Here is a 17196-nt window from a genome sequence, read left to right on the forward strand (position 1 = left end):
TCTAAATTAACTATTGACCCAACTCTTCTATTTTTTACAAACTAATCCATATTATTCAATTAACTTTTAAATCTCTAGTTTACCTGGCAATAATTTTTGTTGGACTGGATTAGATTCACCCACAAAGAAATATTCATTGTCGTCATTACGTAAAACATAGCCGATTCCACGATCTAAAATATTTGTACCATTGAAGTATTTTGCCATCCATTGATCAACTTTGACACTTGAGTCAATTGTTTTACCTGTCGATACTTGAACGCTATTAAATAAATCTGGATGTTCAATTTCCAATAAGTCTAGGAATTCACCACCATACTTCTTTTGGTATTTTCCGCCACCAATAGTATTGGCAACGTACAACATCTCATGTATCTCCGAGTTTGCTAATTGATTCCCTTCTTCATCAGTTCGATTAACTGTTACTAACTCTTCAATAGGTAGGTTGTAAATCTGATCTGGTACCCAATCAGCAATTGCTTGAATACCGGCCACATGCAACGCTTTAATAGCATTTCGTAAATCATCCACCGTACCATATTTTGTTGGTGTTCCAAAACCGAGATCATAGCGATCAGTGAAAGCATAGCCATTATCAATTCTTGAGTCCAAGAATGTCTTGTCACCACTTGAGCGGTATTGCGGTGCCAATTCAAAGCTTGTAAAACCTAACGCTTTGAATAAAGACGTATTTTTGGCAATAATTACATTTGTGTTATTATCATGTGAATCAGGATAGAAAATAAAATTTGAGAATCCCTCAAAAATAACATTTGAATCTAGTGCCGCATTTGAGTGAAATACTTTACCATCGGTTGACGCCGTTGTTGTTGCCACCGTGCGTACATCTTGCTCAGCTGCTGCACCAACAGGTACCCAAACTGCTAAATAACCTGTAACTTCAGGATTAGCATACCCCTGAACACTTGTATTAACCTCATCCTTACCATTAACTAGTAAATCATGATTTGTAAAAATCAAATCCCCACTATCATCAGTATATGCAATTGGTGCACCCTCATCCGAAGTATAATTAACAACTCCGTCTGTTGTAGTTAGAACAGCTGCTCGGTAGGTTTGATTACAATGGGCTGCTCCCATATGCAGTACTACCTGCTCGTCGTCTTTTAAACTCAGGCTAGTATTATTGCTAACAATGACTCCGACACCTTCCGTCCGTGTTTCTTCCGTACCCTTGTCGTCAACCGTCATTGCACCTTTTCCAAAACGAACACTGGTTAAAATATCATTACTATCAACTGCCATTGTCTGACCGCCGGTAACGTATTTAATACGACTTGTCAATAAATTAGCGATTGTATCATAGTAAATCGTCTTATCAGCCATATATTGTCCACCTTCAAGATACATATCCCCGTAGTAGATACGCGGAACCGTATCTTTATTCGTTAGCAGGAGCGCATAAGCACTAGGCATATTATAACGATTATATTGCTTAGAAGTTGATGCTTGGTCTTCATAATATAGCTTCAAACCTTGCTCAAGTTGATCCCATGTAAAATCACCATATTCACCACCAGTTGCAGCCTGAACAGCCGCTTGGATTTGATCCTGCGAGTTAGAATCATGGGCTCTAACAAATGTGTAGTTGGGAATTGCTGTATTATCAGTACTATCTTCAGAACGGTCAATCAAATACCATTGTAAAAAACGCGCCATTGTATCATTCGAACCAGGTGTATTTTCCAGAGACGAGTTCATTTGCCCGACAAAATAATCATCCATCGTTAGTTGATTAGCACCTTGATCATATATATACTGTGGATCATCACTGCCCCAATCTTCTAAAATTGATAAATGAGCATTCGCTGTTTGTTCATTTTCGTCGACATGATAAACATCCTTAAAGTAATCGGCTGCAATACTTAGTAGATCTGCATCAACATTATCGACAGCATCAACACGAATGCCATCAAAGTTTGCAGATGAATCATTTGCAGTAATTGAACCAAAGTTCATCAAATAATGAAGCCAATTCAACTCTTCTGCTTGAACAATTGGATTAGAATTATCAATATCATTCGCCAATAAGAATTCGGAACCTTTATTTTCATGATCTCTAATATATGAAGGAACGTAGCCTAAAATACGATAATCAGAGTTTGCTTTAGAAGTCCTTTGACTATTCTGGTATGCCAAAAATCCACCTTGCAAAGACTGCAATCCATCTGAACTGACATCTTCTGTTGATTTATTCCAAATTGATTCTGTTTTAATAAAACTATGCATTAACTGTCGTAACCAATTGGTAGACTTTGTCAAAGTTATATCTTTTTCTAAAGCAATTTGAATAGTCTGTACCGCGCCGTTGAGCATTAACCAACTGTCAGTTGTTGAAAATACATGATTACTTTCCACAATTCCACGTTCAATCATATAGTTTACATAATCTGATTGAATACTCTTACTTGGCCACCAAGCCATCAGGAGTGGGCGGAAATCTTCAGATTTAGATTTCCTCCAAGTCTTACCACCAAGTAATATTTCCTTAGGACGGTACCAAGAATCGGCAGTTAAATAACCATCTAACGTCTCAAAACTTTCGATACTCCTTGTTTTTACGCCATTGTGAGCCGCAAAACTGTTAACAGCTTTGCCTGAATTAACCTGCTTCGGTATATGCTGCGAGACTAGCCGCTGGACTTTTCCGGTTCCAGCTTCAGAATAATAGGCTTTGCCCTTGACTGTTTCTATCTGATCTTTAATCAAATAGCCATCCTCATCAAAGTAATAAACCTTTCCATCAATATTTTGCATTCCTGTTACAAAAGAACCATTCTTATCAAAGTAATAAATCATCTTATCTTGGTCGGTGAAAAAACCTGAACCTGCTGGTTGGCCTTTTGCCTGGTAAGCAGTTGTTTTTCCATTTTCTTCTAAAATATACGGAATGGCGTTTCCTGAATCTTTATCAAAATAAAAAGTTGTTTCACCGTTTTTTACGTACTCGCCTTTGACTTGTGCGCCAGAAGTTTGATCGAAATACTGTAAGTTGCCATCAATCAAATTCAATCCTTTAATCTTATTTCCCTGCTCATCAATGAAAAACCACGTATCATTAATGTTTACATATTCACCTCCCACAACTACTGGAATTCCCCAACTGCCAAAGATGCTCTCAAAAGAGCCTAATCGAGCAGTTTCTTTAACTCTTAGGCCTTCACCATCATAAATGTGTTTTGGCCTTTCTACTGTTATTTGATCCATCTTAAAAACTTCCTTTCCTTTAGGTTGACATTATCTTAAGCCCGTATTTTTGCTTAATCAAACATATGTTCGATTAAATTGTAAAAAAAATTTCTATTCCCTTTTTGTTTGTTCTTTTTCTCCAACTTGTCGCTGCTTTACAGCTGTAAGTTCTTTGGTTAACAATTCAATGGTCTGGTTAGCATCTTCCAAAGCTTGTTTAAATTGAGGATCCTGTAACTTACTTCCAGTTGAGATTAAAATCTGATTGTTCAAAACATTGCCGATTAAAATAATTAATGAGCCAATTGCACTAATTATTACCGAAATATCAGCCGCAGAAATAGTTATATGCCATACCCATTTAGCAACCATCAGCATAATTATTCCGCCGAAAGCAATTAAAGAAATCCAAAAATTAAGTTGATGTCGATTTGTCTCCCATAATGTACATAAACGCGAAAAAGTTTTCCTAATCATTTTCTTCACCTCCTAAAAATTTACCTAGCTTGTAAACCCTGACTGTGTCCGCATAATTTGTCCTAGCTGCATATGTTGGAGTTGCTTTGAATCGTAGCGTCTTAATCGAAGTATGATGCCGTACCGCCAACTCTCTAAGTGTCCCAACATCAACAAACTCGTCACCACGATATAATGCATACCAGCATGTTTTTCTGTTCATGTAGACCACCACCTTAAAAATTAGTTGTAGTTTTCGTTCTCAATAAAGAACACAGCCAGACTAACCCTTTCGTTCTTTATTGTCAAACACTAGAGAAAAAAAATATCATTGTTCCCATTAAAGAACAATGATATAATATATTTACAAAATAATTTTTTTAGGAGGTGTCCAGATGAAAAACAATACTGAGGTAATTGAAACGATTATCAGGTTAAGTCATGAGCAAAACCTATCCATTAGTGAGGTTGCTCGTCGAACTAAAATGGCCAAATCAGCCGTTTCTAAATACTTCAATAAAACACGGTCATTTCCTTTAAACCGGATAGGGCAATTTGCCGAGGCCCTTGGGGTAACACCGGAGGAATTACTAGGTGTTCCTAGTAATCTTCATCCAATCACTAGGACGGTTAAAATCCCTGTTTTAGGGGTTATTGCTTGTGGAGATCCAATTACAGCCGAGGAAAATATTGATAGTTATATTGAAGAACCTAAGGAAACTCTGCCTAATGGTAAACTTTTTTACTTACGAGCTAAGGGCCGTTCAATGACTCCAACGATTCCAGACGGAGCTAATGTATTAATTCGGCAGCAACCTGACGTTGAAGACGGTGAAATTGCTGCTGTTTTACTAACCAATGAGAATGAAGCAACCTTGAAAAGAATCAAGCACTCAAAAGGTATAATTCTTTTGATACCAGATAACCCTGAATATCAACCAATTGTTTCAAGTGACGAAAATCCCATTCGCATTTTGGGTAAGGCTTTGCGCTACGTATCAAAACTCTAATCAAGAAGAATATAAGTATTTTCAATACCTTTGCTCTTATTTCTGTTTTTCAAACACTGCTTGCTGTACTGTAATCTTTTGCGCTATCCGTGATACATCACTCTTTGTACCGCGTAATTCAAATTCAGCAAGCACAGGAAATCCAAAGCGGCTTGCATATTGCTTCGCTGTTAATGCAAACTGTTTATTAAAGTTGCGGTTACCGCTACCGATAATTCCGTAACAGTACCGATAATTATTCTCATAGGCCAAGTAATCACCAAGAATTGTTGTTAAAATCTCAGTGTAGCCACTATCAATTCCATTACCGCCCTTTAAAAAGGTAGGTAAAAAAGTAACAAAGGGAGCGTTTAATCTGGTAAACTCTGGAAATTCCTTTACATTAAGTGCATTCACTGTAACTCCTTGTTCTGCAAAATACTGTGTTAATTTTCCAATAAAAGCCTTAGTATTCCCACTAAGACTAATATAAAGAATATTTATTTGTTTATTCATAAACACCTTTCTCCTCCATATATAGTATGTATATTACATTGTAACACGATATATATGGGATAAGAATGTGAAATAGGGGAGTGCTTATTGCATTTGTGCTGAAAGGTAGTCATTCCTTTATTCACGGATGAAGATTTCATTTTTTATTTTCACTGCTAAAATTTTAGTTATTATTTTTTTAAATTAAAAAGATTCCAACATAATTCTAGAAGTGCTACCTAGAATTATGTTGGAATCTTGACATATTAACTACTTTAATTTTTTTGCTAATTCATAACGTTTTACCTTACCACTAGCTGTTCGTGGTAGACTTTCTACTCTCACAAAATGCTTAGGAATTTTAAAATGAGCCAATTTTCTCTTACCGTATTCAATTAATTCATTTTCTGAAATAGTTTGACAGCCAACATAAAATCCAACTGGGACTTCCCCCCACTTGTCATCAGGGATGCCGCAAACTGCAAGTTCGGTAATTGCTGGAAAGCCAGCGTATGCATTTTCAATCTCATCTGGGAAAATATTCTCCCCTCCGGAGATTAACATCTCGCCCTTTCTCCCTTCAACAAATAAATACTTTTCTTTATCGTAGTGTCCAATATCACCGGTTTTAAACCAGCCATCTTTTGTCATTTTTTCTTCATAAGCATTTGTGTCACCCAAATATCCGGGCACCACGTTAGGGGCTTTGATTTCAATTTCCTTTGTTCTTTCATCGATTCTAAGTTGTACGGGAAAAAGCGGTTTCCCAACTGAGCCCACCGCGCTTAGCGCATCACTAAAGCTCAACGCAACAACCTGCGAACAAGTTTCAGTCATACCATAAGATTGAATAACTGGCAAATTCAAAGCAATACATTGTCTTAGTGTCTTCTCATCAATTGCTGCCCCACCCAAAAGAAAGCATCTAAAATTCTGATTGTAACCTTCAACAGGGAACAATGCCAATAATCGTTTTAACATCTGTGGTACCACGGACATCAAGGTAACTTGCTTTTCTTGCAGCAACCGTGTTACTTGTTTCTCTTCAAAATGTTCAACTAATAACACCGGCATTCCATAAACTAAGCTACGCATCATTATTGAGAGTCCACTAATATGAAAGAGTGGAACTGCACACAACCACATATCATTAGCCTGCAAGCCTAAATTAATAGCGGAACCTACTGCTGAAAAGAAATGATTCTTGAATGTTTGCAACACCCCATGTGGATTGCCAGTTGTCCCCGAGGTAAACATGATTGTTGTTACCCGCTCGTCTTCATATTCTTCTGCCACATTAGGTTCATGCTCGGCAAGCCGTTTTATTTGTGACAGCTTCCAGCACTTGACACCTGCAGCCTCTGCTAACTTTTCTAGTTCACTATTTCTGTCTTGCAAAGAATCATCTATCAAAACCTGATTGATTTTAGCAATATTAATCTGCTTAGATAGTTCAAACAAACTTAATCTAAAGTTGAGTAAGACTATCTCTACCCCTAAATCCTGTAATGCTAAGATTGTGAGGTAACTATCAAAAGTATTGGCAGCCAAAAGTCCAATCCTACCGTGTAAATTGCCAACAACATTTTGTAATTTACCATTAAGTATCAATGTTTCTTCTCTCAATTGCTGAAAAGACCAACTCTGATCCTCAAAAATTAGCGCTGTTCTATCAGGAACAAGTGATGCTTGTTTATTTAACCAATTTTCCAAACTAGAGACTCCCCTTTCCAGTTAATTATTAAGGGAATTTTGGAAATTGGTCAAAATCAGGTTTTCTCTTCTCATTGAAAGCATCTCGGCCTTCTTTTCCTTCATCCGTAGTATAGAAGAGCATTGTAGCGTCCCCTGCCAACTGTTGAATACCAGCTAAACCATCCGTATCCGCATTCATTGCTGCTTTTATAAATCGCAAGGCAGTGGGTGACTTGGTAAGTATCTCATCGCACCATTCGAGAGTTACTTCTTCTACCTGATCCAGAGGCACAACTTTATTAATCCAGTTCATTGCATATGCTTCATCAGCTGTGTACCAATGATTCATAAACCAAACTTCCTTTGCGCGTTTATGCCCAATTACCCGCGCTAGATATCCTGATCCATAGCCAGCATCAAAGCTGCCCACCTTTGGTCCAGTTTGTCCAAACATTGCATTGTCAGCAGCAATTGTCAAATCGCAGACTAGTTGCAAAATATTACCGCCGCCAACTGACCATCCCTTGACCATCGCAATAACTGGTTTAGGAATTATTCTAATCAAATGCTGTAAATCAAGCACATTTAATCTAGCAATTTTATCAGAACCAACATATCCGCCATTCCCACGAATACTCTGGTCCCCACCTGAACTGAAGGCTTTGTCTCCAGCACCCGTTAAAATAATTACACCAATTGTACTGTCATCACGACAAATTGTGAAAGCATCAATTAGTTCTTCAATAGTCAGTGGTGTGAATGCATTGTGCTTCTCTGGCCTATTCATTGTTAGTTTAGCAATTTTGCCAGTTCTTTCAAAAATTATTTCTTGATAATTCTTTACATTAGTCCATTCTCTAGTTGTCATCTTTGTAGTCCTTTCTGTTACAATAGAATAAATTAATCTTGGAGGCACTTCAAATGAATCTTCTTGAATATTTACACATTAAAACTGTTAAAACATCCAAACAACAAGTTGTTCTCTCTCTCGAGGTTGATAAAATACACAAACAGCCGTACGGTTTGCTACATGGTGGCATCAATGCTGTTCTTGCCGAAACAGCAGCTAGTATGCTGGCAAATTTAAACGCCCCTGCAGGATTTGTAGCTGTTGGTGTCAATATCAATACAAATCATCTCTCAGCTGTAAAAGCGGGACGAATTGAAACCATTGCTGAACCCATAAAAATCGGAACAAAAATACAAGTTTTAGCTGTTACGACGATCAGCTATCCTGAAAAAATCAAGACCAGTTACAGCACTGTCACAACAACGTTCCTTAAAGAATAATATTTTTGTACGTTCACAATTTTAGCATAAATCTATACTGAAAGTTAAAATTAAGCCTTACTGAATCACTATCTAACCAAGCCTACCATCATCTTATTCCCCGAATGTTTGGCATTTCTTTTGCCATTTCAAACCGACTTCTATTAATTATTGAAAGCACGCTTCTTTCGATTACACTTGTATCTGGATCCATACCTTTTTCCACCCAAAGTATCAGAATTCCAGAAATTCCCGCAGTAACATAAGCATAAAGATAGTCAAAGTCGGTATCTGTCAGCATTTCTATTTCCTGCATTACTGTTGGCCTAATTGCCTCTCTAAGACATGCAAATATTCTGCTGATGCATTGATTACCATTTTTCTTGTTTAGCGCTACCTTAACAACTTCTGGATCACTTTTTTTAAGTACTTCAAATATTATTGGTAGAATATTCCAGTCAGCTTCATCGAATCGTTCTTTAATCAAGGCTATTATCTCTTTTGCTAGATTATTCTTAAGCTGATCCATTAATGCAAATGTACTCTGATAATAGCGATAAAATGTCCCTCTAGTAATTTTTGCTTCCTTACAAATGTCAGTTACAGTAACTTCCTCAAATTTTCTATGTTTCAGCAGTTTAAGAAAGGTCTGGCGAATTATTAATTTCGTTTGGATTACCCTCTGATTATTCTTCGTACCTACCATTTTTTTCTCCTCTCATTTCCTGGGAAATATTATTCATGAAGCTCCAATGGTAATCCATCCGGATCAAAGAAAAATGTCATTTTTTCACCTGTAAAGTCATCTCTTCTTATTTTCTCAACTCTGATTTTCTGTATTTCCAATTCCTCAACAATTGATTCAATGTTCTTGACCTTAAAAGCTAAGTGCCTTAAACCTGTTCCTTCACCAACCGGATACGATAGACGCTTAGGGGCATCTGGTTTAATAAATAATTCTAACCGTAAGTTCTCTTTTTCAACATCAATCTTTTCATCGTTTTTTTCAATTCTTTTATAATCTGAAATAATCTTAAAACCTAGCTTTTCAACATAAAAACTAAGTGCTTTCTCTCTATTATGACAAATTATTGCAACATGATGAATGCCTTCGAAAATCATTCAAGTTCACCTTCTAAATTATTCTTTATTTATTTCAAAATGACTGCCATTTTTATCCACGATTCCGTACAGATGCTGTGTTTCCTCTTTATCAACATACCCCATATCGATCTTACCAAATAACTTTTCATCATCTGCTATTGAAACATCGACAAAAGTAGCATTAACAAATTTCTTACAAATTATAACTTGTTTTTTTCGCTGATCAGCCTGTTCCGCAGCTTTAGCGAGTGTAAATCCTTCATCCAAGTACTTCTTGATTGCTTGTACTTTGTAGAAAACTTCAAATTTATATTTTCGTGTAATATTTTTTTCTGTAATAGGCGTCTCTAGATATCCTCGTTCTTCCCAATAACGAAGTTGGCGTGTTGAAACCCCTGTCAGCTTACTCAAATCACCTATACCTATCACCAAATCAGCTTTTAGTGAAAATTTTTCTTTCATCATCTCTACTTCATCCTTCATAAGTCATACCGTTATAGTTTAGACTAATTCTAACTAATTTACTTAAATTGTCAATCAATTATGTATTTATGCATTTTTGACAACTAATAGATTAAAATATTTCTGTATGTTAAAATTACCTTGTGATTTCGCCATTTGTTATGAAGGGAGTTTACTTAATGTTCACATTATTTATCCTGTTACTCCAACGGCTTGGAATAATACTTGTTTTAGCATTTTTATTGGTTAATGTTCCTTTCTTTCGCAAACTTATCGACAAAAGAACACGTAAAGCCAAAATTTCGCTAATTATAATTTTTACCATTTTTGCTATAATATCCAATCTAACTGGTGTAGAGATAACAAAAGACAATACCCTGATTCAAGCTCCCTTTCTAACTGGTTTGCCCCAGTCTGATTCTATCGCAAATACTAGGACACTTGTAATTACAGTTGCTGGGATAATTGGTGGCCCTTTTGTTGGTGGTATTGTTGGTTTCTTAGGAGGAATACACCGTGTAATTCAGGGAAATTTCTCTGATTTCTTTTACATTATCAGTTCCACTCTAGTTGGACTCTGTATCGGAATTTTGTCAAAAAAGTTTCGTCAAAACAACTTTTATCCGTCATTTTTCAGTGCTGCCCTTCTTGGATTATTTGCTGAACTCATCCAGATGGCTTTTGTTGCTGCTTTCAGCGGCCTAGATCTTGTTAAACTGATTATAATTCCCATGTGTTTACTCAATAGTATTGGTGTTTCAGTATTCATCTCAATATTGAATGCATATCTTTCAAACGAACAACAATTAATGGCTGTACAAACCCATAATGTATTGAATCTGACAAATGAAACTCTTCCATATTTCAGGCAGGGTCTGAATATCAATTCGGCTCAGCAAGTTTGCAAAATTATCAAAAAATTCACTAATTTTGACGCTGTCGGTATTACGGATAGAGTGAATGTCCTTGCGCACATTGGCTCTGGGGAAGACCATCATCTTGCAGGTCAAGCTGTTTTAACAGATTTATCAAAACACGTAATTTCTAGTGGTGAAACTAGGTATGCTTATCACCGCAATGAAATAGGATGTCCACATAAAGATTGCCCCCTTGCTTCTGCGATAGTACTACCATTAAAGGTTAATAATAAGACCATTGGTGCACTTAAAATGTATTTCAACAAGGCTGAAAGTTTAACACCTGTTGAAGAAAATCTTGCTATCGGCCTCGCATCGATTTTTTCTGGACAACTAGCCTTAGGAATGGCCGAGGAGCAGTCAAAATTAATTAGTGATGCGGAAATCAAAGCCCTGCAAGCCCAAATAAATCCACACTTTTTTTTCAATGCTATTAATACTGTTAGTGCACTTATGCGGACAAATGTTGAACAAGCCCGTAGCTCCCTAATGCAGTTGAGCACCTTTTTTCGCTCAAGCTTGCAAGGAATCTCCGAAACAGAAATTCCCTTAGAACAAGAAAAAAAACATGTAAATTCATATCTCTCACTTGAACAAACTAGGTTTCCTAAAAAATATATAATTGATTATAAAATTTCTGCGAGTCCGCAAACTAGGGTTCCACCATTTTGCATTCAAGTTTTAGTCGAAAATTCAATTAGACATGCATTTCCGATTAGAAAAAGCGGTAACAAGATTACAATAATTGTTCGTGAAACAGAGCAAAATGTAGTTATTATTGTTGAAGATAACGGAGTTGGAATTGACCCAGAATTGCTCTCACGTTTAGGTCAAGAAACAATCGAATCAAGCACAGGAACCGGAACAGCACTAGTTAATTTGAATAGAAGACTAATTGGTTTATATGGAAATGAGAGTCATTTACAGATTACAAGTTCTGAGAAGGGTACAATAATCCAAATTAATATCCCAAATAATAAGGCAGATACAATATAATTTAGTTAGCCAAAGTGCTATCCACAAAATGAGCTACATCCCTTATGGTCAGGATCTTGTACACCAAGGATGGAAAATATTTTTTTAATTTTAATTCACTGGTATCCTTTATAAAAACTGTCCTAAAATTGCTAGTTTTATTTAGCAATTTTAGGACAGTTTACTTTGACTCAATACCTAATAAATTATTTTTTTGCTTCGTTAATTAACTCCTGCAATGCTTGCTTTTTAAAATCCTTTTGTGCTTGTAGACTTGCCTTAGCTGTTAATGCTTGTTGCTCTTGTGCTGACATAGTCGGATTCTTAGTCATAGCTGCAGTTAGCTTCTCTTTAACTTGTGTTTCAACGTATTCCTTAGCCTGAGCCTGGACCTTTGTTTGATCTTCATTCTTAGCTAATTTTTGTAACTTCTTGGCTTGCTGCGTACTAAGGACTACCCAGTTATCATTTATTTTAAAAGTATTGTAATGACGAATTAACTTGTGATCATTACCTGAGATCCCAAACCAGAATTTGTAGAACTTGTTTTTATATTCCCACCTTAGTGTTTTGGTAACGAGTTTTGCAGTTCCAGCCGTCTTTTTGATCTTGTTTTGCGTCTTCGCAGGATCTGGATTAGTTGTAGTTGCTTTTTTCTGATTTGATTTGCTCTTATAGATATAGACCTTTTCTTTACCTGAAGTGCCAACTGTTTGGTACAACAGTAAATTAATTTGTTTTGAAGAAGCCGCTGAAACTAACTTGCTGCTTTTGACGGTCTCCACCTTATGCATTCCAAAGTGATGTCGATCATTTTCGATCATAAAAATCATTGAAATTATTAAACCCAAAGCAAAAACAATACTCAGAATATTCCGCAAAAAAGCTTTATCAATACTAATCATTGAAGCAAATAATAATATCGCACAGATTATTAAACTAAAAATTATCATTATTTGTCACCCCCAACGGCTTGCTTTTTATGCAACATTTCATTTGGGGTACTGCTACTTACGAAGAAGGCAACTAAGAGACCAATTGCACTGAAACCTAAAGCCACAATAAATGCTGCGTGATATCCGCCTAAAGTTGCTGAAAAAGCAGCATTCTTGTAAGCCAACGGATCGGATTTAAGTAGTGCTTTAGCTGGCATGTCATTCTTTGTAACATTTGATAAAATACTGATTAAAATAGCTGTACCTACTGAAGCAGCCACCTGTCTAATCGTATTATTTACAGCGGTCCCATTACTCATCATCTTGATAGGCAATGCATTCATCCCAGAAGTTGTCACGGTCATCATTGACATCGCTATCCCTGCCATCCTGATCGCATAAAGTGAAATTATATAAATTAACGGTGTTGTCTTCGTAACAAACATAAATGGAATTGTCCCCACCGTTAATAGGAACAGACCTGTAATCGCTAAACGTTTTGCTCCAATCCTATCAAAAGCACGACCTGCAATTGGGCTCAAGATTCCCATCATCAAGGCACCTGGTAGTAATGTAAGCCCAGAATGAAAAGCACTTTCACCTCTAACAGTCTGCAAGTATAATGGTAACACCATTTCGACACCAATCATTGCCATCATTAAAACAGAGCACAGGAGTGCAGCGATTGAAAATTCCGAATTTTTTAACACTCTTAAGTCTAAGAATGGTTTTTCCAAACGTAATTGGCGAATACCGAAGGTTACAACAAAGAGTACACCTACGACGATTCCAACTATGACAACTGAACTTCCCCAACCTTTTTCACCCACTTCAGAAAATCCATAAAGTAAGCTACCAAAGCCGACTGTTGAAAGTATAGCCGAAAACCAATCTAATTTGACTTTGTGTGTTGGTAAGACACTCTTCATCAACCAGAAACCAGCAATAACTACAATTGCAGAAATCGGAATTAAGATCCCAAACAAAGCTCTCCAATTATAATTGTCAATAACCCAACCAGAAAGTGTTGGGCCAATAGCAGGTGCTACACCAATAACTAGTCCAGCCATTCCCATTGCGGCTCCACGCTTATTAGCAGGAAAGATCGTTAACATCAGCGTCTGAAGCAGTGGCATTGTCACACCAACCCCCAGAGCCTGCACCAATCTACCAGCTAATAAAAAGCTAAAACTGGGCGCTGTATAGCAAATTATTGTTCCTATTAAGAAAACAAACATTGCACTTTGATACAATATTTTTGAATTTATTCTTGTTGTAAGCCAGGCACTAATTGGTATCATTACACCACTAACCATCATGAAACCTGATGACAGCCATTGAACAGTAGATGTATTAATATCAAAACTCTTCATAAGAGTCGGAAACGCTGTTGTTAAAATGGTTTGATTTAGTACAGTACAAAACGAACCAACCAATAATAAAGTCACGAGAAGCACTCTATTATATGGATTTCCGTTCTGATCAATTGCTTTATCCAATTTAAGTTCTCTCCCTTTTACCAAATATTTAATAATTTTCAGTATTAATTTTCTTTATATGAAAAAATACAGTTCTTACTTTTGTAAATCATATACTCATCTTTTTTCTTTGTCAAATTAATTGACAAATAAGTAATAAAAGTTACAATTATTGAATATAAACTTACAAAGGGGACTATTATGGATAGTGCACAAAATAATATTTACGTTGATAGATTCAAGGATATCCTGAAACATGAACACTTTCTTTTAGGAATTGGCGAGATATCAAAGGCAACAGGCGTCTCGCAGCGTCAACTACGCTATTGGGAAGAAAAAGGTTATATAAAATCCGAAGAAGACACAGATGATTCGAAGAACTGTGATCGCCGCCATCGAAAATACAGCCATTTTACTTTTTTTAAAGTATCCATGATTCAATCTTTTATCAATGATGGCTATACTTTGAGTGCGGCCGTACAAAAAACCAATGCTCACAGTCTTTTGAGCAAAGCTGTAAAACAATTTTTAAAAGAAAGAATTTTGGATGTAACTGTTGTACAGGATGGCTATGAGCTAGATCTAGGACCAATAGATGATGTACCTGGCAAACACGTATACGCCGTTATTCAAAAAAATGCAAAAGCAAAGCTTATTTTGAAGGACTTTTCATAGCATAGAAGTATGTTATAAGTTAGTATACTTGGGTACTAATGTGAAATTACGAGCATAACGAGTCCCTTTCAATAAATAATTTCAAAATCAGATGAAGAATTTTTAAATTATGAACACAATCTATCCAAAACAAACGAGAAGTTTTTTCAGAACTTAATTCTTAGTCCATCTCTATTCTCCAAACTGTGCACTATGCTTCTAATCTCAAACTGATTTATTCAATAATTTTTATCATTTCATTTTTCTTTATTATGTACAACGTTATACTTGTTCTTCACCCCACAGACGACTTTGCTGTATAATTACCGTGTATTTACCATAACCGTCTTCTGGAGGAAAATAAAATGAACGTACTTATTATTGATGATGAACCTCTTGCACGCAACGAATTAGACTTCCTTTTAAAACAAAATATTGCGGTGACAACTACATATCAAGCAGAAAGTATCCAAGAAGCACTCGATATTATCTTAAATGAAAAAATTGACTTGCTATTTTTGGATATCTCTTTAAATAATGAGAACGGCTTCAAGTTGGCCAATGAACTCAATCAATTGGCTGTTTCTCCTCTTGTGATTTTTGCTACTGCTTATTCAAATTATGCTGTTCAGGCTTTTGATATCAATGCTATTGACTACATCTTAAAACCGTTTGAACAAACTAGAATCAACCAAGCAATTAAGAAAGCCCAAGTGGCTATTTTAAGTAGAGCTGAACCAAAAGATGAAACTACAATCCCCGACAAGAATCGTTTTATTTCAATTCCAACTGAAGATCGTACGGTAGTAATAAAAAGTAATGAAGTCGTTTCGGCAGTCACTGAAAATGGACTTCTATCAATTTACACAAAGGACAATACCTACGTTTCACATGAAACTCTCTCATGGCTACGTGAATACTTGGATCAACAAAACTTTGTACAGGTTCACCGCAGTTCAATCGTTAATATTAATAATATTGTTGAAGTCCAGCCCTGGTTCAATCACAATTTTATACTAATATTAACTAACAAACAGCGCATACCAGTGGGACGTTCTTATTTAAAGGGCTTAAAATCTATTCTAAATATGTAGCGCTCCATTCATCCCATCAAATAAGCAGTTCACTCCCATTTTTTTACATTTAACCCCAAAATTAGACTTTTTTGTATCATCTTACGTTATCCTTGCTTTGAAAATAATTAAAGGAGGATGATTTATGATGAATTCAAAAAAGAATGGAGCTCCTATTCTGTTACAGATGGGTATATACTCAGCTATTCTCTTTGTCTCAAACATTATCTCTAGCCTATTCCCGGCATCAATGCCTGTTCCCACCCCAGTTATTGGTCTAATAATCTTATACTCCCTCTTAACATTTAAAATTATCAGAATTGAGTGGGTTGAATCTTTAGGTGCATTTCTCATCAGCATCATTGGCTTTCTTTTTGTACCATCCGGTATTTCTCTCGCAGCTAACTTAGACGTAATGAAAACCGCTGGTGTACAGCTCGTTTTGGTCGTCTTTTTCTCAACAATCATTTTATTAGTTGTCACAGCGTATACAACCCGTCTCTTTATCTTCTTGCACACACGCCAAGAAAGAACTAAGCAACGGAGAATAATCACAAAGAAAATATACGCTGAAAAAACCCAATTAACGAATGGAGATGATCGCAATGGCAATGTTTACTAACCTTTTTTTTGGAATCTTTCTTTCGCTGTTCGTATATCTGATAGGCCAGCAACTATTCAAGAAATTCAAAGGTTTCTTCTTATTTCAGCCATTATTTGTTGCAATGTTATTGGGTATTTTTATACTATTCGCACTCTCGAAATTTCTAAATATAAATATCGCCACCTTTTATCAAAAAGCTTACAAGCCTGGAGGAGATATTCTTTTCTGGTTTTTAAGCCCCGCAACTATTGCATTTGCAATTCCCTTATACAAGAGAAATGATATTGTTAAAAAATATTGGAAAGATATTTTGGCTGGTTTATTGATTGGAACAACACTTTCCTTAGTATTGATTATCGTTTTTTCAAAACTTATAGGACTTAGTCATACCAGCATTGCATCAATGCTTCCTCAAGCAGCAACTACCGCAATTGCATTGCCTATCTCAACTGCAATTGGCGGCAATGCATCAATCACTGCAATGGCTTGCATTCTAAATGCTGTCATTATCTATGCTCTTGGGAAGTATCTCTTTAAAATCTTTCACTTAGGCTCTGAGCCGATTGGTGCTGGGCTTGGACTAGGGACGTCTGGTCACACAATTGGTGCTGCCTTTGCACTTGAATTGGGATCTGTAGAAGGCTCAATGGCAGCCATTGCGGTTGTTGTGATCGGTGCAGTTGTTGATTTATTAGTACCCATAGTTTCACATATTTTCTTGTGATTTTTTAATTAGAAAGCTGCAATTTAAAATATTAGGAAGAGGCTTGCTACAAAGCAGCAACCAAGAAATCCCCCCAAAGTTAAAGTAAAAACTTTGGGGGGATTTCACATGCAGGCGACACACCTTTTCCCACATAATTTTCCTAATCAGATTATC

Annotated in this window: 18 protein-coding genes; 7 read left to right on the forward strand and 11 right to left on the reverse strand. The window is 36.3% G+C overall.

Features of this window, described 5'->3' with window-relative positions; all coding sequences use genetic code 11:
* Positions 1-66 precede the first annotated feature (66 nt).
* The 3 genes from IV36_RS02330 to IV36_RS02340 all read right to left on the reverse strand — a co-directional run bounded on the left by IV36_RS02330 (position 67) and on the right by IV36_RS02340 (position 3889).
* The gene (locus IV36_RS02330) at positions 67-3228 is read right to left on the reverse strand and encodes a glycoside hydrolase family 70 protein (protein WP_056990607.1); all 3162 of its coding nucleotides are present in this window, start codon (positions 3226-3228) and stop codon (positions 67-69) included.
* 93 nt (positions 3229-3321) lie between these two features.
* Positions 3322-3687, reverse strand: coding sequence for a hypothetical protein (locus IV36_RS02335; RefSeq protein WP_056990608.1), 366 nt, complete (start codon positions 3685-3687; stop codon positions 3322-3324).
* Complete coding sequence (locus IV36_RS02340; RefSeq protein WP_056990609.1) at positions 3680-3889, reverse strand: hypothetical protein; 210 nt, start codon at positions 3887-3889, stop codon at positions 3680-3682. The genes IV36_RS02335 and IV36_RS02340 overlap by 8 nt, the downstream gene beginning before the upstream one ends.
* A 172-nt stretch (positions 3890-4061) precedes the next feature.
* On the opposite strand from IV36_RS02340, the gene IV36_RS02345 reads away from it, so the two are divergent.
* Positions 4062-4676, forward strand: a complete 615-nt coding sequence (locus IV36_RS02345; protein WP_056990610.1) for a LexA family protein — start codon at positions 4062-4064, stop codon at positions 4674-4676.
* 36 nt (positions 4677-4712) lie between these two features.
* On the opposite strand, the gene nrdI is transcribed toward IV36_RS02345, so the two are convergent.
* From nrdI to menB, 3 genes are all read right to left on the reverse strand, one after another.
* Positions 4713-5171: a class Ib ribonucleoside-diphosphate reductase assembly flavoprotein NrdI gene (gene nrdI / locus IV36_RS02350; protein WP_056990611.1), complete on the reverse strand. Its 459-nt coding sequence runs from the start codon at positions 5169-5171 to the stop codon at positions 4713-4715.
* A gap of 249 nt (positions 5172-5420) precedes the next feature.
* On the reverse strand, positions 5421-6863 hold the full coding sequence (locus IV36_RS02355; protein ID WP_056990612.1) for an o-succinylbenzoate--CoA ligase: 1443 nt from the start codon (positions 6861-6863) through the stop codon (positions 5421-5423).
* Positions 6864-6891: 28 nt separating this feature from the next.
* Positions 6892-7713 carry a 1,4-dihydroxy-2-naphthoyl-CoA synthase gene (gene menB / locus IV36_RS02360; RefSeq protein WP_010078037.1) on the reverse strand — a complete coding sequence of 274 codons (822 nt, stop codon included), beginning with the start codon at positions 7711-7713 and terminating at the stop codon, positions 6892-6894.
* Between the two features lie 53 nt (positions 7714-7766).
* Between menB and IV36_RS02365 the strand changes: the two genes are divergently transcribed.
* Positions 7767-8135, forward strand: a complete 369-nt coding sequence (locus IV36_RS02365) for a PaaI family thioesterase (RefSeq protein WP_056990613.1) — start codon at positions 7767-7769, stop codon at positions 8133-8135.
* Between the two features lie 88 nt (positions 8136-8223).
* On the opposite strand, the gene IV36_RS02370 is transcribed toward IV36_RS02365, so the two are convergent.
* Genes IV36_RS02370 through IV36_RS02380 form a run of 3 tightly spaced genes read right to left on the reverse strand, consistent with a single transcriptional unit; the run spans position 8224 to position 9683 of the window.
* Positions 8224-8820, reverse strand: coding sequence for a TetR/AcrR family transcriptional regulator (locus IV36_RS02370; protein WP_056990614.1), 597 nt, complete (start codon positions 8818-8820; stop codon positions 8224-8226).
* Between the two features lie 29 nt (positions 8821-8849).
* Positions 8850-9236 (reverse strand): SMU1112c/YaeR family gloxylase I-like metalloprotein, encoded by a 387-nt coding sequence (gloA2, locus tag IV36_RS02375; RefSeq protein WP_056990615.1) that lies wholly within the window; start codon positions 9234-9236, stop codon positions 8850-8852.
* An 18-nt stretch (positions 9237-9254) separates the two neighbouring features.
* On the reverse strand, positions 9255-9683 hold the full coding sequence (locus IV36_RS02380; RefSeq protein ID WP_056990616.1) for a MerR family transcriptional regulator: 429 nt from the start codon (positions 9681-9683) through the stop codon (positions 9255-9257).
* 176 nt (positions 9684-9859) lie between these two features.
* Between IV36_RS02380 and IV36_RS02385 the strand changes: the two genes are divergently transcribed.
* Positions 9860-11593 carry a sensor histidine kinase gene (locus IV36_RS02385; RefSeq protein WP_056990617.1) on the forward strand — a complete coding sequence of 578 codons (1734 nt, stop codon included), beginning with the start codon at positions 9860-9862 and terminating at the stop codon, positions 11591-11593.
* 185 nt (positions 11594-11778) lie between these two features.
* On the opposite strand, the gene IV36_RS02390 is transcribed toward IV36_RS02385, so the two are convergent.
* Entirely contained in the window at positions 11779-12525 is a 747-nt protein-coding gene (locus IV36_RS02390; protein ID WP_056990618.1) for a DUF4811 domain-containing protein, read from the reverse strand.
* Positions 12525-14006, reverse strand: coding sequence for an MDR family MFS transporter (locus IV36_RS02395; protein WP_056990619.1), 1482 nt, complete (start codon positions 14004-14006; stop codon positions 12525-12527). The genes IV36_RS02390 and IV36_RS02395 overlap by 1 nt, the downstream gene beginning before the upstream one ends.
* Before the next feature lie 180 nt (positions 14007-14186).
* Between IV36_RS02395 and IV36_RS02400 the strand changes: the two genes are divergently transcribed.
* The 4 genes from IV36_RS02400 (at position 14187) to lrgB (ending at position 17040) form a co-directional block, all read left to right on the forward strand.
* Complete coding sequence (locus IV36_RS02400; protein ID WP_056990620.1) at positions 14187-14660, forward strand: MerR family transcriptional regulator; 474 nt, start codon at positions 14187-14189, stop codon at positions 14658-14660.
* A gap of 344 nt (positions 14661-15004) precedes the next feature.
* Complete coding sequence (locus IV36_RS02405; protein WP_056990621.1) at positions 15005-15733, forward strand: LytR/AlgR family response regulator transcription factor; 729 nt, start codon at positions 15005-15007, stop codon at positions 15731-15733.
* Between the two features lie 124 nt (positions 15734-15857).
* Positions 15858-16334 (forward strand): CidA/LrgA family protein, encoded by a 477-nt coding sequence (locus IV36_RS02410; RefSeq protein WP_056990622.1) that lies wholly within the window; start codon positions 15858-15860, stop codon positions 16332-16334.
* Positions 16318-17040 carry an antiholin-like protein LrgB gene (gene lrgB, locus IV36_RS02415; protein WP_056990623.1) on the forward strand — a complete coding sequence of 241 codons (723 nt, stop codon included), beginning with the start codon at positions 16318-16320 and terminating at the stop codon, positions 17038-17040. The genes IV36_RS02410 and lrgB overlap by 17 nt, the downstream gene beginning before the upstream one ends.
* Positions 17041-17196 lie beyond the last annotated feature (156 nt).

The sequence above is a fragment of the Liquorilactobacillus mali genome (genome assembly GCF_001437155.1).
In the GTDB taxonomy this organism is placed as follows: Bacteria; Bacillota; Bacilli; order Lactobacillales; family Lactobacillaceae; genus Liquorilactobacillus; species Liquorilactobacillus mali_A.

Coding starts and splice junctions, on each gene's coding strand:
- IV36_RS02370 (WP_056990614.1), bottom strand. CDS start 8,820: ATGGTAGGTACGAAGAATAATCAGAGGGTAATCCAAACGAAATTAATA.
- IV36_RS02345 (WP_056990610.1), top strand. CDS start 4,062: ATGAAAAACAATACTGAGGTAATTGAAACGATTATCAGGTTAAGTCAT.
- IV36_RS02335 (WP_056990608.1), bottom strand. CDS start 3,687: ATGATTAGGAAAACTTTTTCGCGTTTATGTACATTATGGGAGACAAAT.
- IV36_RS02405 (WP_056990621.1), top strand. CDS start 15,005: ATGAACGTACTTATTATTGATGATGAACCTCTTGCACGCAACGAATTA.
- IV36_RS02340 (WP_056990609.1), bottom strand. CDS start 3,889: ATGAACAGAAAAACATGCTGGTATGCATTATATCGTGGTGACGAGTTT.
- IV36_RS02385 (WP_056990617.1), top strand. CDS start 9,860: ATGTTCACATTATTTATCCTGTTACTCCAACGGCTTGGAATAATACTT.
- IV36_RS02365 (WP_056990613.1), top strand. CDS start 7,767: ATGAATCTTCTTGAATATTTACACATTAAAACTGTTAAAACATCCAAA.
- IV36_RS02400 (WP_056990620.1), top strand. CDS start 14,187: ATGGATAGTGCACAAAATAATATTTACGTTGATAGATTCAAGGATATC.
- IV36_RS02410 (WP_056990622.1), top strand. CDS start 15,858: ATGATGAATTCAAAAAAGAATGGAGCTCCTATTCTGTTACAGATGGGT.
- IV36_RS02380 (WP_056990616.1), bottom strand. CDS start 9,683: ATGATGAAAGAAAAATTTTCACTAAAAGCTGATTTGGTGATAGGTATA.
- nrdI (WP_056990611.1), bottom strand. CDS start 5,171: ATGAATAAACAAATAAATATTCTTTATATTAGTCTTAGTGGGAATACT.
- IV36_RS02390 (WP_056990618.1), bottom strand. CDS start 12,525: ATGATAATTTTTAGTTTAATAATCTGTGCGATATTATTATTTGCTTCA.
- lrgB (WP_056990623.1), top strand. CDS start 16,318: ATGGCAATGTTTACTAACCTTTTTTTTGGAATCTTTCTTTCGCTGTTC.
- IV36_RS02330 (WP_056990607.1), bottom strand. CDS start 3,228: ATGGATCAAATAACAGTAGAAAGGCCAAAACACATTTATGATGGTGAA.
- menB (WP_010078037.1), bottom strand. CDS start 7,713: ATGACAACTAGAGAATGGACTAATGTAAAGAATTATCAAGAAATAATT.
- gloA2 (WP_056990615.1), bottom strand. CDS start 9,236: ATGATTTTCGAAGGCATTCATCATGTTGCAATAATTTGTCATAATAGA.